This window comes from Limosilactobacillus reuteri (assembly GCF_020785355.1).
Classification (GTDB): domain Bacteria; phylum Bacillota; class Bacilli; order Lactobacillales; family Lactobacillaceae; genus Limosilactobacillus; species Limosilactobacillus reuteri_I.
In genome coordinates this window covers 25,396-40,913 of the sequence record NZ_JAJGVH010000083.1, presented here as the reverse complement: position 1 = coordinate 40,913, position 15,518 = coordinate 25,396, and the positions used below count along the sequence as shown (strand labels likewise).

General features: G+C 33.1%; 13 protein-coding genes. All 13 read left to right on the top strand.

The window, feature by feature from the left end; translation table 11 throughout:
- Positions 1-35: 35 nt before the first annotated feature.
- The 13 genes from LMB56_RS09540 (at position 36) to LMB56_RS09480 (ending at position 15,518) form a co-directional block, all read left to right on the top strand.
- A complete protein-coding gene (locus LMB56_RS09540) occupies positions 36-2,579 on the top strand; it encodes a C39 family peptidase (protein WP_229284221.1) in 2,544 nt (847 codons plus the stop codon).
- An 87-nt stretch (positions 2,580-2,666) separates the two neighbouring features.
- Positions 2,667-3,221 (top strand): hypothetical protein, encoded by a 555-nt coding sequence (locus tag LMB56_RS09535; protein ID WP_003664399.1) that lies wholly within the window; start codon positions 2,667-2,669, stop codon positions 3,219-3,221.
- Between the two features lie 282 nt (positions 3,222-3,503).
- Positions 3,504-4,622 (top strand): UDP-galactopyranose mutase, encoded by a 1,119-nt coding sequence (gene glf, locus LMB56_RS09530; RefSeq protein ID WP_229279772.1) that lies wholly within the window; start codon positions 3,504-3,506, stop codon positions 4,620-4,622.
- Between the two features lie 5 nt (positions 4,623-4,627).
- Entirely contained in the window at positions 4,628-6,064 is a 1,437-nt protein-coding gene (locus tag LMB56_RS09525; RefSeq protein WP_229279771.1) for a flippase, read from the top strand.
- A gap of 12 nt (positions 6,065-6,076) precedes the next feature.
- The gene (locus tag LMB56_RS09520) at positions 6,077-7,036 is read left to right on the top strand and encodes a glycosyltransferase family 2 protein (protein WP_229279770.1); all 960 of its coding nucleotides are present in this window, start codon (positions 6,077-6,079) and stop codon (positions 7,034-7,036) included.
- A 17-nt stretch (positions 7,037-7,053) separates the two neighbouring features.
- On the top strand, positions 7,054-8,043 hold the full coding sequence (locus tag LMB56_RS09515; RefSeq protein WP_229279769.1) for a glycosyltransferase family 2 protein: 990 nt from the start codon (positions 7,054-7,056) through the stop codon (positions 8,041-8,043).
- Complete coding sequence (locus tag LMB56_RS09510) at positions 8,043-8,969, top strand: glycosyltransferase (protein WP_229279768.1); 927 nt, start codon at positions 8,043-8,045, stop codon at positions 8,967-8,969. The genes LMB56_RS09515 and LMB56_RS09510 overlap by 1 nt, the downstream gene beginning before the upstream one ends.
- A 13-nt stretch (positions 8,970-8,982) precedes the next feature.
- Complete coding sequence (locus LMB56_RS09505) at positions 8,983-10,158, top strand: hypothetical protein (protein WP_229279767.1); 1,176 nt, start codon at positions 8,983-8,985, stop codon at positions 10,156-10,158.
- A 2-nt stretch (positions 10,159-10,160) separates the two neighbouring features.
- Entirely contained in the window at positions 10,161-10,796 is a 636-nt protein-coding gene (locus tag LMB56_RS09500) for a YveK family protein (RefSeq protein WP_229279766.1), read from the top strand.
- Positions 10,797-10,869: 73 nt separating this feature from the next.
- A complete protein-coding gene (locus tag LMB56_RS09495; RefSeq protein WP_229279765.1) occupies positions 10,870-11,655 on the top strand; it encodes a DUF4422 domain-containing protein in 786 nt (261 codons plus the stop codon).
- Positions 11,656-11,660: 5 nt separating this feature from the next.
- Positions 11,661-12,422, top strand: coding sequence for a glycosyltransferase (locus LMB56_RS09490; protein WP_229279764.1), 762 nt, complete (start codon positions 11,661-11,663; stop codon positions 12,420-12,422).
- A gap of 22 nt (positions 12,423-12,444) precedes the next feature.
- The gene (locus tag LMB56_RS09485; protein WP_229279763.1) at positions 12,445-13,803 is read left to right on the top strand and encodes a DUF6056 family protein; all 1,359 of its coding nucleotides are present in this window, start codon (positions 12,445-12,447) and stop codon (positions 13,801-13,803) included.
- A 14-nt stretch (positions 13,804-13,817) separates the two neighbouring features.
- Positions 13,818-15,518, top strand: coding sequence for a 6-pyruvoyl-tetrahydropterin synthase-related protein (locus LMB56_RS09480; RefSeq protein ID WP_229284222.1), 1,701 nt, complete (start codon positions 13,818-13,820; stop codon positions 15,516-15,518).

Sequence of the window (15,518 nt, the reverse complement as noted above, 5' to 3'; positions counted from 1 at the left end):
AGTGGCTTTTTTGTAGGGAGTTATGGGAGATAACAATGGAAATAAAGAAACACTATAAATTATACAAAGATGGTAAAAATTGGTGCGCAATGGCGTTAGCTGTTGCGGCAGTTTCAGCGGGATTAGTATTGGGGAATACGAATGTAAAAGCTGATACGCCGACTGATAATGTACCGGTAGTTAAAACTACTAATCCTACTACTGGCGATGCCAATGCAGAGCTCGCTAGTCAAGAAAAGGCTGCTCAAGCAAAGGATAACGGAAACTATGGCTACCTTGATGCTGCTCAAGTTGTTAATAATAATGACTTGCATGTTAGTGGATGGCAAGCAACCAATCAAGCCGCTGGTAAAGATAATCGTTATTTAGTGGCTTATGATAGTACTACTAATACCGAATTAGGTCGTACATCGGTAACCGAAAATGTGGCGCGTCCTGATGTTGCCAAGGCTTATCCGGACGTGGTCAACGCCAAGGATTCCGGTTACCAAGCAACGATGAATAATCTGGACTGGAGTAAGGTTAAGAGCGTTGATGACCAGATTCACATTGTTAGTCGCTATAGTGATGCCGCTAATGGTGAAGGAAATCATGTTGATAATTGGTCACAACCAATTAATCTTGATAGGGGAAATTATGCTTATCTCGATAATTTTAGTGTTGCCAATAATCATCTTCAAGTTTCTGGTTGGAATGCAACTAATAAGGCATTAGGGAAAGCTAATCACTATGTGATTTTGTATGACCGCACCGCTGGTCATGAAATTACTCGGGTAAAAGTAGAACCTACGGTCCGTCCCGATGTAGCGAAAGCTTACTCCCAAGTGATTAATGCCAAAGATTCTGGCTTTAATACAGCCTTTTCACTGGCTGGCATTGACTTAAACCATGAACTGCAAATTATCAGCCGCTATAGCGATGCTGTTAATGGTGAAGGAAACTATGTTAGTTACTGGTATGCTCCTAAGAAGTTTGCGCCAGCTAACACTAGTAACCAAGGAAATCTTGACACCTTTAATCTTAGCGACGGTCAATTAATCGTTAGTGGCTGGCACGCAACTGACTATTCTCAAGTTGAAAATAATCACTACTTGATCTTATTTGATAATACAAATAAGACGCAAGTTAAGTCCATTAAAGTAACTAATGTTGCTCGTCCCGATGTGGCAAAGGCTTATCCTACAGTAGCAACAGCTGGGCAATCCGGCTTTAATGCTAATTTTGGTCCAGTAAATCTTACCCCAGGCCATAGCTATAGTCTTGTTAGTCGTTACTCGACGTTAGATGGTGGTAATGGGGATAATGGTCAAAGTAAGACTACCGATTACTGGTTTAATCCTGTAACGTTAGATCAACAAGCTTCTTATGTTGATAGCTTTACCAAGACTGACAATGGCTACAATGTGAAAGGCTGGATGGTCAGCGATCAATCAATTAACAAGCCTAATGCTTACCTTATTTTATTGAATGATGGTCAAGAAATTGTCAGAACGAAGGTCGAACTAACTGACCGTCCCGACGTAGCTAAAGTTTACCCAAGCATTTACAACTCGCAAAAGAGTGGCTTTAACGGTGAATTTAAGGTGGATCCAGCTAAGGCAAACGGCACCCTTAAAGTAATTATGCGGTTTGCTGGTGATGATGCTAACCAAAATTACAGCGATCAATATAGTCAAGACTACCCAACAAATGCTGGTAATTTTGATAATATTCACGTAACAGCTAGTCAGGTTAGTTTAAGTGGCTGGCATGCAAGTACGCAAGCGGGTAATAAACCATATGAATGGTTGATTGTTCTTGATAATAATGGTCAAGAACTTTACCGCCAAGAGATTACGGATAAAAATGTTTCACGAAATGATGTCCAAAATGTTTATCCTTACATTGAAGGAGCAAATAAGTCAGGTTTCCAAATTGTGATTCCGACTCAAGAAAATATGCTCCACAAAGTAGTTAAAATTATTAACCGATTAACGGATGATCCAGCTGGCAATGGTAATTATATTGATATTGTATCTGGACCGGTTTCTATTCTTTCAGGAGCTCAAACTGAAGGTCGTAAAACGACTACCTACAATGATAATGGACAAATTGTTGCGGTTTATAATGATGCGGAGGTTATTAGTCAACTTCCGGAATTACCAACTGGTTGTGAAATTACGGCAGTAACAATGATGTTACGTTACGCAGGCTATGATGTTAATAAGGTACAGCTTGCTAATATCATGCCACGAAGCAATAATGGAGACTATGGATTTGTAGGTAATCCGTTTAGCCCGAGTGGATGGTGGATTTTCCCAACTGGAATTGCACCAGTAGTTGACCGTTTCGTTGGTCATCATGAAATTATGACAGGTGCATCGATACAACGTATTCAAGATAAATTAAAGCAAGGACATCTAGTAGTTGCATGGGTTGCAAATGTCAATGGATTTGTAAATCATGCATTGGCATTAACTGGTTATGATGCAGGTCGCTTGTTCTACAATAATCCTTGGACAGGAAGAAAAGAAAGCATGACGTATGGTGAATTTTACCAACATTGGAATGCTGATAGACAACGAGCAATTAGTTATTAAGATTAACTTTAATTAGTGGCGTAAATAATCAAGATGGTTTACAATAAGTGCATAAGATACATGATCCTAAACGGAGGAATTAATTAAATGAAAATTAAACGACTTTTACTAAGCAGTTCTGTATTATTAATGACCACTTTAGGCTTAGCTGGTTGTGCAAGCAGTACAAACAAATCTGCTTCTAGTGACAGTTCGTCTAAAGAGACGACCTCAAAAGTTACTGAGAGTCGCAAAAGTTCTGCAAAAGCTAAAGATTCAACTAAATCAAGTAGTAAAAAGAATGCCGCTTCATCTAAAGTTAGTGATGATGATGTAGCCAAGATTGATTCTAATAGTAGTTCAAATACTACTTCTCAAAATGCAAGTTCATCTAAGGCGACGAGTTCATCACAATCTTCTGCTACAAGTACGACAAAGTCATCTACTTCTAGTCAACAATCTTCAAGTAATAAGGCTAATCAAAGCAGCGAAATTCAACTTGGCTTAAGTGACGTTGCCGTTTGGACAGATGAAAATGGCGTTACTCACCATGTGGATAGTGATGGAATGGATCGACAAACAACGAGCGGTAGTGATCAAATTACTTATAATGATTGGTCAGGTAGTTTACCAAGCAATGCAAAGGTTGTTCAAGCTCATTAAAAACCATTCAATAGAAGAAAAGGAATGCTTTTTGAGTACAAATTAAACTGGATATCTGTCAACTGGTATGGTTGACTAAAAATACTTCCTACGAAAATGTAGGGGGTATTTTTTTATGCCTGAAAACATTTTAGTAGTCTTCTATATTACAGAAATTTTACTAAAAGATTACAAAAATACTTAAATAGTCTTAAATTATGATAAATATTTCAAAGCTTCACAAACACTGTAGTAATGTAGTATTATACAAAAGTATGTAAAAGTTATGATATGGAGAGAACAATGAAAAAATATGATTATCTAGTAGTAGGCGCAGGCCTTTTTGGGGCGACTTTTGCCTATGAAGCTGCTAAACGTGGTAAGCGTATAAAAGTGATTGAAAAGCGAGACCATATTGCTGGTAATATCTACACTAAGGAAGTAGATGGCATTCAAGTGCATCAATATGGGGCCCATATTTTCCATACGTCTAATAAGGAAGTGTGGGATTATATAAACCAGTTTGCAGAATTCAATCGATATACAAATAGTCCAGTAGCTAACTACAAGGGCGAAATGTACAACCTCCCATTTAATATGAATACTTTTAGCCAAATGTGGGGGGTACGGACACCAGCAGAAGCAATGGCAAAGATCAATGAACAACGCCAAGAGATGGCAGGTAAAGAGCCACAGAATTTGGAAGAACAAGCTATTTCCTTAATCGGTCGCGATATCTATGAAAAGCTCATCAAAGGTTATACTGAAAAACAATGGGGACAAAAGGCAACTGAATTGCCAGCCTTTATTATTCGGCGACTTCCAGTGCGGTTGGTTTACGATAACAACTACTTTAATGACACCTATCAAGGAATTCCGGTTGGTGGTTACACCCAGATTGTTGAAAAAATGTTAGACAGTGATTTGATTGACGTTGAAACTGGAGTAGACTTTTTTGATAAAAAGAATGAGTACCTCAAAGATTATCCAAAGATCGTCTTTACCGGAATGATTGACCAATTCTTTGACTACCAGTTAGGTGAATTACAATACCGTAGTTTACGCTTTGAAACTGAGGAAAAGAATATTGGCAATTATCAAGGTAACGCGGTAATTAACTATACTGATGCAGAAACACCATATACCCGGATTATTGAACATAAGCACTTTGAATTCGGTAAAGGCGATAAGGATAAAACAGTGATTACCCGTGAATATCCGGCTGATTGGCATCGTGGTGATGAACCATATTACCCAATTAATAATCAACGGAATAACGAACTTTATAAGCAATATGCGAAGTTAGCGAGCGAAGAGGCTAATAATGTGATCTTCGGTGGTCGTTTAGGTCAATATCGTTACTACAACATGGATCAAGTATTACACGCAGCTTTGACAGCTGTTAACAAGGAGTTTGATTAGTAGCCATGAAGGTTATTAAGAATTATTTGTATAATGTTGTCTATCAAATATTATTACTGTTAGTACCGTTAATTACTGTTCCTTATATTTCACGTGTACTGGGACCGGAACTTGTAGGTATCAATTCTTATACAAACAGTTGGATGACCTTCTTTATGCTTGTTGGGCAAATGGGAATTGCACTTTATGGTAATCGTGAAGTTGCCTATCATCGTGAAAATCCTATTGAACGTTCAAAAATCTTTTGGGGAATCGAATTGTTGCAAGTGATAACTATCACTTGTGCCTTAATAGCTTATCTAGGAGCTGTATTACTCTTCAGTACAACTTTTAAAGAATATTTTTTACTTCAATCTTTTTGGATTATTGCCGCTGGTGTAGATGTATCATGGTATTTTATGGGCGTTGAAAATTTTCAGCGGATTGTTTTCCGTAATATGCTTGTTAAGTTGGCTTCAGTTGCTTTAATTTTTTTAGTAGTTAAAGGTAATAATGATTTAGGTAAATATATCGCGTTGCTTGGTTTATCAAATTTAGTAGGTAATCTGACCTTATGGCCGTATTTAAAAGATGAAATTAAATGGGTTCCAATTAGTACGTGGCATCCTTTTCGGCATTTTTATCCAGCTTTATTATTATTTGTTCCAACAATTACTACTCAAGTATATCTGGTTGTTAACCGATTAATGTTGGGGCGAATGTCAACGCAAAGTCAATTAGGTCAATTTCAATATACAGATCAAATTATTAAAGTTATTTTAGCTGTTGTAACTGCTTCAGGCCAAGTAATGTTGCCGCATATTGCTAATAAATTTTCTAAGGGTGATGTTAAAGGAATTCGTGATAGCCTTTATAATTCTTTTGATTTTATTACGGCGATAGCGATTCCAATGATGTTTGGAATTATGGCAATCGCCAAGCAATTTGCACCATGGTTCTTAGGAAAGCAGTTTAATGATGCTGGGATCCTAATGATGATTGAAGCACCGGTGATTTTGTTTATTGGTTGGAGTAATGTTACAGGAACACAGTATTTAATGCCAATTAATCGGACTAAAGAGTATACAGTTTCTGTCACTGTCGGTGCAGTTATTAATGTTATTGCAAACTTATTTTTAATTGCATTATGGGGAGCACGTGGGGCAACTCTAGCTACTGATATTTCTGAATTTGCAGTGGCAGCAGTACAGTTAGTTTATATTCGACAAACAATCAGTAGAAGAAAACTTTTTGGTCAAATGTGGAAGTATTTATTAAGTGGAGGAATTATGTTCATTATTACTTATCGGTTGGCAATGATTATGAATATGACAATTCCTAATTTAGCAATTGAAGTTATAATAGGAGCGATAGTCTATATATTATGTATATTTGTTTTACGCGCTCCTATTGTCAATCAGGCTTTAGAATTAATTAATGAGCGTAAAGCTAATAGAGAGTGATGGTAGATAATAATGGGACAAGATAAAATTGCCATTTTAATGTCAACATATAATGGCGAAAGATATTTAAGGGAGCAGATAGAGTCTATACAAAAACAAACAAACAATAACTGGCATCTTTATATTCGTGATGATGGATCTAATGATAAAACAGCTTCAATTATTTCTAAATTTGTAAATAGTGATGATCGAATAACCTTCTTTAATGAGGAAAATATTTGTAATGTGGGAGTTATAAGGTCATTCATGGATCTCTTAAAAAATGTTGATGCAGATTTTTATATGTTTTCTGATCAGGATGATATTTGGAAAAGAAATAAAATTCAGCGAGCTCTTGACCTGATTACGAAGGAAAAATATCAAGAAATCCCTCTTTGTTTACATACTGAGCTACAGGTTGTAAATGATGATTTAAAGCCGATCGAATTAATGAAACGAGGACGTGTATGGTCTGATTTTCAACATTTTTTATTTGGAAATTGTGTTACCGGGTGTACGGTAATGATTAACCAGAAGCTTAAAGAAAAATTACGGATCAATTCCGTGAATTGGGATAAAGTAGCAATGCACGATTGGTGGTTTGCTGAAATTGCGGCTGCTTTTGGTAAAGTAATTTATGATTCAACTCCAACAATACTGTATCGTCAACATATTGACAATGTTGTGGGAGGAAGTGATAGTCAAGCTCCTCAGCAATTGATTCGTAGGTTTTTCAACCTCTCAGGAGAACTTGATGGGTTTTTATTAATGACTAAAATGGCGAATGAATTTCAGCGACTGTACAATGGTGAAATAACTGGAAAGAATGCTGAGTATCTCAAAGCATATGCAAACTTAAGTAAGGATAGTAGCTTTACCAATAATTTGAAGTTGGCGCTAAAATTGCCACCAGTTCGTTCTCATCTGCGAGGACAGTTATTGTTAGACTATTTAATGATACGTTATCCTAGTAAATTCCTTTATACTAAATAAAAAGATAGGTGAATAAAATGGCAGTGGCAAGTACGCCGTTAATTACAGTTATCGTTCCAATTTATAATGTGGAAAATTATCTAAAAAAATGCTTAAATTCGATAATTAATCAGCAATACAAAAAACTTGAAATTCTTTTAATTGATGATGGGTCAACAGATTTATCTGGTAAAATTGCGGATGAATATGCTGCTAAAGATAATCGTATTAAGGTAGTTCATAAAGAAAATGGCGGTCTTTCGGATGCCCGTAATTACGGGCTAAAAATTATGACCGGAGAATATGTAACTTTTATCGATTCGGATGATTATGTAACCGAGGATTATGTTTCTTTTATGTTCAATTTACTAAAACAAACAAATTTTACTGCTCCATTGGCTATCTGTTCTCTTATTAACGTATACGGCAATTCTGGCCGCCAAAAAGATAATGGAAATCAAATAGAAAAAGTTCTATCTGGAAAAAAATGCATTGAGATGATGTGTTACCATAATTTGGTTGATACATGTGCATATGCAAAATTAGGAAAAAAAGACCTATATTCTAATGATTTCTTCCCTAAAGGTAAACTATTTGAAGATATTGGATCTACATATAAATTGTTATTACAATGTGATAAAGTAGCATGTGGCTTTATTGGGAAGTATTATTACGTTATTCGACCAAACTCAATTGTTACTGCTAAATTTAGTAATAAAAAATTAGATCTTTTAGAAATGACAGATCAAATGGCACAAAGTGTAGTTGCTGCACATCCTGATTTAAAAAATGCTGTTCTAAGACGACAAGTTTATGCTCGATTCAGTACCTTAAATCAAACTCTTAATACTAAAAATGTGAAAGATACTCAACTTAAATTGATTAAATATATTAAAACTAATAAAAAGGTTATATTAAATAGAAAAGCGCCAAAACGGGATAGGCTTGCTTATTATTTATTATGTTTAGGCCTGCCATTTTATCGGTATGCATGGTCGAGATATGAGCAACATAAAGGAGAAAGTTGATGAAGACATCAGTAGTAATATCAACATATAATGGCGAAAAATATATAATTGAACAATTAGATTCTTTACGCAAGCAATCAAGACCAGCAGATGAGGTGATTATTGCAGATGATTGTTCTAGCGATCATACTGTTGATATAGTAAAGCAGTATATTAATCAAAATAAGTTAAACAGCTGGCAAGTTATTGTTAATGATCATAACAAAGGCTGGCGAAGAAACTTTATGGAAACGATGTGGAATGCAACAGGAGATTTAATTTTTCCATGTGACCAAGATGATATTTGGCGTACAGATAAAATTGAGATAATGGTACGATTAATGACTGCAAATCCACAAATTATGTTACTAACTTCTAATTATTGTGAATTCTTTGAGAATGGTAAACAAAGAATTGATCCGTGGAAAAACGATAACAAATTAAAACAGGTTCCACTTAAAGATAATTATCTATTGGTAAATTCACCAGGATGTACATACTGTATTCGGAAAGAACTATTGACTCTTAGCAAAAAGTATTGGCAACCAGATTATCCTCATGATGCCTTACTCTGGCGAATGGGATTAATGGATGGAAGCGTATATGCTTACACTGATGATTTAATCCGCTGGCGCAACCATAAGAAAAGTGCGTTTGCTAAAGAAAGTAAGAAACTTAAATCAGTTGCAGCGAAAAAAAATTGGATAAAAGTTTCTAGCAAATTTAATAATGAATCAATGCGTAAATTTATAGATAGTGATGTTATGGGAGATACAGCCTACCAGCAGGAAATTATTAATAAAAATAGTCAATGGTTAGCAAAGAGACAACAATTTTATGAAACTAGTAATATTTTTAATGGAATAAGTTTATTAACGTATCTTAACTGCTATCCGCGCTTGCGACAATATTTAGGTGATTGGTACCTAATATATTTAAAAAAGTAAAGGAATGTAAAGTATGGCGATAAAAAAGCTAGAAAATATGACAATTTCAGGAAAGAGAATTTATTATTTTACTTTTTTGTATTATTATGTAATTTCTTTTCTTCGCTTCACAACATTTACACCAACAATTTCCATAAATTTGTTAAATAGGTTATCTTACTTAGCGATAATTTTGTTGCTTTTAAAAATCTATATCTTGGATGGTCTTAGTTTAAAAAAGAAGCTAGGATATTTGTTAATAATATTTTTAGCGTTTCTTAGTTGGCGTAACTCGCAAGCAGTAGATATTTTAATTTATACATTATTTATATTAGGAGCTAAAGGAATTAATTTTCATACTATCATTAATTATTTTTTTAAAACTGGATTAATTATGTTATTTCTAACTGTTATTTATTCCCAGTTAGGAATTATAAAAGATTCAGTTTATGTACGGGAAAAGTTTTTACGTCATTCTATGGGAATAAACTACCCCACTGATTTTGCTGCACATATATTTTCGTTAATTCTTGCATATTTTTATCTATATTTTAAAAAGATTACATGGCGATCATATATTGGCATTATTATTATAAGTATGATTATGTACTCTTTAACACAGGCAAGATTGGACGTTATTGTTAGTTTATTAACAATTCCAGTTATGGCAATTGCAAAAAGAGCTTATGAAGCTAGGGGTATTAGTCGAGATATAGCATCATTTTATTGGATTGTTGCGCCCATCTTATCATACATTACTGTAATCTCTGCAATTTTTTATTCTGCTAATAATCGATTATTTCAAATTGTTAATAATGTAGTTTCTAAACGATTAGAGATTTCACATTTAGCTTTTGAAAAATATAGTATATCATTATTTGGTAAGCGCGTAATTGAGCATGGATTTGGTGGTGCTCAAGGTTTCAAGCAATTTTATCAAAGTGGAATGAGTGGGGGATATTTTTATATTGATTCTTCATTTATTAGATTAACAATAATATATGGACTCATAATGTTATTGTTTGTTATTATTGTAATGACTTTGATTGGGATGAGATCCGTAAGCGTACAAGGATATTGCTTGGCAGGAATAATGCTATTATTAACTGTTAGTTGTATTATTGAACAGCATATTTTGGACATATCCTATAATCCATTTCTAATAGCATTATTAGCAAGTAATGCTTATTATCACAAGTTGGAGGATTAATTTTGAAAGAATATAAATTAAAAGAGTTAGGTCCTAGTTTTTGGAAAGGATTAATCATAACAATAGTTTTAGCAATAATTGGTGGAATTGGAATGGGAGTGCTAGCAAAATATAAGCAAAGTACTTCTTATACTGCTGAAAGATCAGTAGTGATATCACATCGAATTAGTGAGAGTGAGTTAAACCAAGGAAATAATCAACAGCCAATTGTTATTACTGATTTAAATATGATGGATACTTATAGTGATGTTGCTCAAGATAAGCAAGTTGCTATCAGTGCTCGAAAATACTTGCCGAAAAAGTTACAGCACAAATATTCTGCAGATATGATTAAAGAAGATGTTAACGCAATTACGCATCCTCAATCATTAGTAATGAAAATTAAAGTTCAAACTGGTGATGCGAGTGATTCAGCTGCAATAGCAAATGCAGTCGCTAGAGGTTTTCAAAAAGAACTCCCGAAAGTACAACCCGGAGCAGGAAATGTTCGATTGCTTTCACGCGCTACTTCTGATGATGTAGAAGTAAATACTACTCCAAATAAAAAGAAGTATATAGCTGTGGGACTAGCTTTAGGAGCATTAGTGGGACTTGTTGTTTCTTTTACTGTTGTAACATGGAAGAGGTATCTTAAATAAAAAAGGATACTATATAGTATCCTTTTTTATTTAAGAATTAGGTGAAAGGTTTATAAAATTAAAGGAGCAATAAATGACATTTTATGTAATAACTCACAAGCATTTTAATTACCAAAGTTTGCCAATTGGATATACCCCACTACTAGTAGGAGCAAATAAAAATCAAAATCCTGACAATTTTATTACAGATAACACTGGTGACAATATTTCAAATAAAAATTATAGTTTTTGTGAATTAACCGGTTTATATTGGATGTGGAAAAACACCAAAGATAAGAATATTGGATTAGCACATTATCGGCGTTATTTTTCTAAATATACTTCTTTTAATACTTTATATTTAACAACTATTATAAAAGGACATTCTCAACCTGTTTCTGTTAGTCAATTAGATACTTGGCTTAAGGATGGGACTGATTGGATTGTTGCTACTCCTCAAATTGGAGGGAAAGGCAGTCTATGGGAGCAATTTGATCACTTTCACCATATTAAGGATTTAGAAATAACACGCAATATAATAAAAGAGACTTTTCCAGAATATATTAGCTCGTTTGATAGGGTTATGAAATATAATAATCAAGCTTCATTCTATAATATGTTTTATACAAGAAGAGAAGAAATGGATAGATATTGTGAATGGTTATTTAAAATTTTATTTCAAGTAGAAAAACAAGTTGATATATCTTCTTATGATCAGTATCAACAAAGATTATATGGATTTTTGGGAGAACGGTTACTCAATGTTTGGCTAGACCATCGTCACCCCAAAATTAAACAGTTAGTTGAATATAATTCTGATTCAATGGCGCGTATTGATGCAGCAAGGCTGTTAAAACATAATCTTATAAAGAAAGGATAATCCTAATGGGTAATTATAACTATGAATATTCTTTGATAACGATTTCTAACCATGAAGATGTATATCAGGAGTTTAGGAAGGGATTATTACAACAAAAGAATGTTGATTATGAATTAATAAAAATAAATAATGATCAGAATCAATTTAATTCAGCTCGTACGGCATATAATGAAGCTGCAGCTAAAGCAACTGGCAAGTATTTAGTTTTTCTTCATCCAGATATCCGCTTTCTTGATGAATATTCATTACGGGATACTTTAAACAAAATTAAAGATATAGGTGACTTTGGGGTAGCGGGAATAGCAGGAAGTCCATGGAAGTTATATAGAAATAGGAGCTTTATTGTTACTGCAATTGTTCAAGGTGAAAATAAAGAATCTGTAGGTACAAGTATTAGTAAAACTACAGAAGTTCAAACTGTAGATGAAAGCTTTTTTGTAATGAAAAAAACTTATTGGGAGCATATTCCTTTTACTGATTGTCCAGGTTGGCATTTCTATGCTGTTGAACAGTGCTTACGTGCAGTCATTGATGGAAAGAAAAATTATGTTGTTCCAGCAAGAATTTGGCACAAATCAACAGGTGGCTCAGAAGATAGAAATTATGTACGTATTGGAAAACAAATAGTAAAAGAATATGGGAATTATTTTCCATACATAAACACTACCGTAACGAAATGGGATACTAAGGGAATAGCAAAATATACAACTCCATGGTATCGTTATGCTAAACGACAAGTGCATCGATATTTAGATGAACATAAATAAGCTATTGATTAAGGAAAAAATTATGGTAAGTAAAAATTATTTCAAATATAGGACACTCTTTTTTGTAATAGTGTCTGCTTTAATGTTTCTTCTTTTCTATAAAGTACCACTTATTGGTGATGATGTTTATAACCTTCAACATCGAGAAATGTTTAATACGGTTCAGAAAAGTTTTGATTATGTAGTAGGTCAATATGGTAATTGGTCTTCTCGAACAATTATTAACTTCTTTATGTATCTTTTTTCGACTCATAATATAATATATTTTTCATTTATTACTGCCCTGCTATTTTATGTCTTATTAGAAAGTCTGTCTAAAATTTTTAATAATGAGAAGAGCATATATATAGATATTTGTTTATGCTTATTGATATTGCTTATTCCATTTCCATATTTTAGTACAGCAGGGTGGATTGCTACTACAACAACTTACTTGTGGCCAATAATAGCAGCAATTTATGCAGTTACACCTTTATTTGTGGATCAGCAGATGAAGGGATATCAATATATATTAGCGAGTTTAGCAGTTATATATGCTGCTAATAATGAGCAAATTATGATTGTTTTGCTTATTATTTATATTACTAATATTATGATACGAGCAATAAAGCATAATATCAGCCCTCATTATAAGTATAACTGTTTACAATTAATATTTATATTATTTAACTTTATATACTTTATTTTATGCCCAGGAAATAGAGTACGGAGTCAATTAGAAACCGCAAAATGGTTTCCAGAATTTTCTAAACTAAATATGATTAATAAGTTGGATATTGGCTTTATGACAACAGGAGAACATATTTTATTTAGTAATTCATTATTAGTGATGCTGTTAACCTTATTAATATTTTGGACACATATTTTAATTACATCAAAAAAATATATGCTGGCATCTGGAATTAATTTAATTCTTTTAGTTACTGTTAATATTTTGTTTGATATGTTTATTTTAACAGGACATTTTCGAGTTTTGTTTACCTTTCCTAAATTGGGATTGCTTAACCATATGACCATTACTTCAATTGTTCAGTTTCTGTTATATTGGTGCTATATTATCTTGCTTGTCTTTACATATTATTATGGGCAAAATAGCTTTTTATATATTGAAATGATAGTTCTATTAGGAGGAGCATTTTTAGCGCGAGTAGCACTTGGATTTTCTCCTACAAGTTACGTTTCCGCAACAAGAACTTTTGCAGTGCTAGGCTTTGCATTTTTAATAATGTGCATTCCTTTAATAAAAAAGATATTAAGCAAGAATAGAAAAATATTATTTGTATTATCAATATTTGCAATTGTTAATATGTCAATTTTTATTTTGCAGATTAAGGGCATAGAATTACAGAAGTATTTGCCATTGTGGACAAATATCTGGTAGTAAAAAGGATTATTATGAAAAACAAAAGGTTAAAAAGTATTATAGCGATTATTACGATAGTTACTTTTACAGTATTAATGATCCTACCCTTTTTATGGGTAGGACAAATAGGCGTTCATTCTGACTGGAGTTTTCATTCGGCAAGGGTTCAACAAATTTATTTAAACTTACAAAGAGGACACTTATTCACGTATCTTGCAACAGACACTTTTAGTAAAGTGGGGAATGCTAATTTTTTGTTTTATCCATCTGTCTTTTTATATCCATGGGCGTTATTAAAATTTATTTTTGCTCCTGTTACAGCATATTTGGTATATGTGTGGCTTTTATTCTTAGCTACAGGGTTAATCGCTTTTTATTGCATGAGGTCTTTTACCAATGGAGATATTCGGCAATCTCTCTTTTTCGCAATTATCTACGTAATAGCTCCGTATCATCTTTATCTTACTTTAAGCAATTATGTGTTAGGAGAAGCGCAAGCATATACATTTATTCCGTTAATATTACTTGGTATGTGGAATGTACTTTATCGTAATAAATGGATAACGTTAGCTGTTGGAATGACATTAATGGCTTATAGTCATTATGTTAGTGTTTTCATTTCAGTTGAGGTTTGCTTTATTATGTTAATTTGCTATGTCATTCAAAAACAAAAAGTAGAATGGCATAAACTTATTAATTTAATAAAAGCAGTAATATTTTTTGTTTTGCTTTCTGCATGGCAATTTATTCCATTGTTTACTGATTACCTGCATGGTAATTTAATGAGACCATCCTCTGGGTTTATGCTGATGCAGTCAGCAGGAGATTTCATTGTATCGGCTATTTCTAATGATGCGCTTAATCGCGGAGGAATCGGTCTTCTACTTTTGATAGCTTTAGTGTTTGGATGGATATTTATAGATAAAAACTCAAAGTATATATGGGCTTATATTATAGGTGTGGTTATTACCTTAATGATCACAACGGCTTTTCCTTGGCAATACTTTGCTAAGACTCCACTATCCATTATTCAATTCCCCTATCGTTATACTAGCTATGCGATTGCTTTTTTAGCAATTGTATTATCAAAAGCACTTTTAAAGCTTAACTATTCTACTATTAGCACTAATGTTATTACTAGTGTTATTTTATTGTTTTTTATTTTGTTATATGCGGGTAGTATTTATTCAGATATTGCGAGAAATAAAAATACTGACAATAGCGTGGCAGTACTAGCAAATAGTCGTCATGGAAAATATAAAACCTTGAGAGACTCGACTGATACACCGATTATTCTTACAAACACTTCATATAATAGACAATTTTCATATGGTGCATTATATGGGGAAACTGATTATATGCCAGTAGCTGCATTTAAAAATTGGAAGTCAATATTTAATAGAGTTACATTTATTAATAACAAAGAGACTAAAGTGATCCAAAAAAGCAATGCTAACAAACTTATATATAATATAAGTTTGAAAGAAAATAGTAAAGTAGATTTACCCGCTTTGGCTTATAAACATACAAATGTAAAACTTAATAATAAAGTCAGTAATTATAAAATGTCAGATCGAGGCACTGTTTTACTAAAACTTAACAAGGGAAGTTATAAGATTATAGTTTCATATAAACCAATTATTTTACTGTCAATTTTTAAATTAATAGCATTTATCGGATGGGCTGGGATTATATTAGTGTATCTACTTCATTATGTAAAGAAAAGAATTTAA

Coding starts and splice junctions, on each gene's coding strand:
- LMB56_RS09540 (WP_229284221.1), top strand. CDS start 36: ATGGAAATAAAGAAACACTATAAATTATACAAAGATGGTAAAAATTGG.
- LMB56_RS09535 (WP_003664399.1), top strand. CDS start 2,667: ATGAAAATTAAACGACTTTTACTAAGCAGTTCTGTATTATTAATGACC.
- glf (WP_229279772.1), top strand. CDS start 3,504: ATGAAAAAATATGATTATCTAGTAGTAGGCGCAGGCCTTTTTGGGGCG.
- LMB56_RS09525 (WP_229279771.1), top strand. CDS start 4,628: ATGAAGGTTATTAAGAATTATTTGTATAATGTTGTCTATCAAATATTA.
- LMB56_RS09520 (WP_229279770.1), top strand. CDS start 6,077: ATGGGACAAGATAAAATTGCCATTTTAATGTCAACATATAATGGCGAA.
- LMB56_RS09515 (WP_229279769.1), top strand. CDS start 7,054: ATGGCAGTGGCAAGTACGCCGTTAATTACAGTTATCGTTCCAATTTAT.
- LMB56_RS09510 (WP_229279768.1), top strand. CDS start 8,043: ATGAAGACATCAGTAGTAATATCAACATATAATGGCGAAAAATATATA.
- LMB56_RS09505 (WP_229279767.1), top strand. CDS start 8,983: ATGGCGATAAAAAAGCTAGAAAATATGACAATTTCAGGAAAGAGAATT.
- LMB56_RS09495 (WP_229279765.1), top strand. CDS start 10,870: ATGACATTTTATGTAATAACTCACAAGCATTTTAATTACCAAAGTTTG.
- LMB56_RS09490 (WP_229279764.1), top strand. CDS start 11,661: ATGGGTAATTATAACTATGAATATTCTTTGATAACGATTTCTAACCAT.
- LMB56_RS09485 (WP_229279763.1), top strand. CDS start 12,445: ATGGTAAGTAAAAATTATTTCAAATATAGGACACTCTTTTTTGTAATA.
- LMB56_RS09480 (WP_229284222.1), top strand. CDS start 13,818: ATGAAAAACAAAAGGTTAAAAAGTATTATAGCGATTATTACGATAGTT.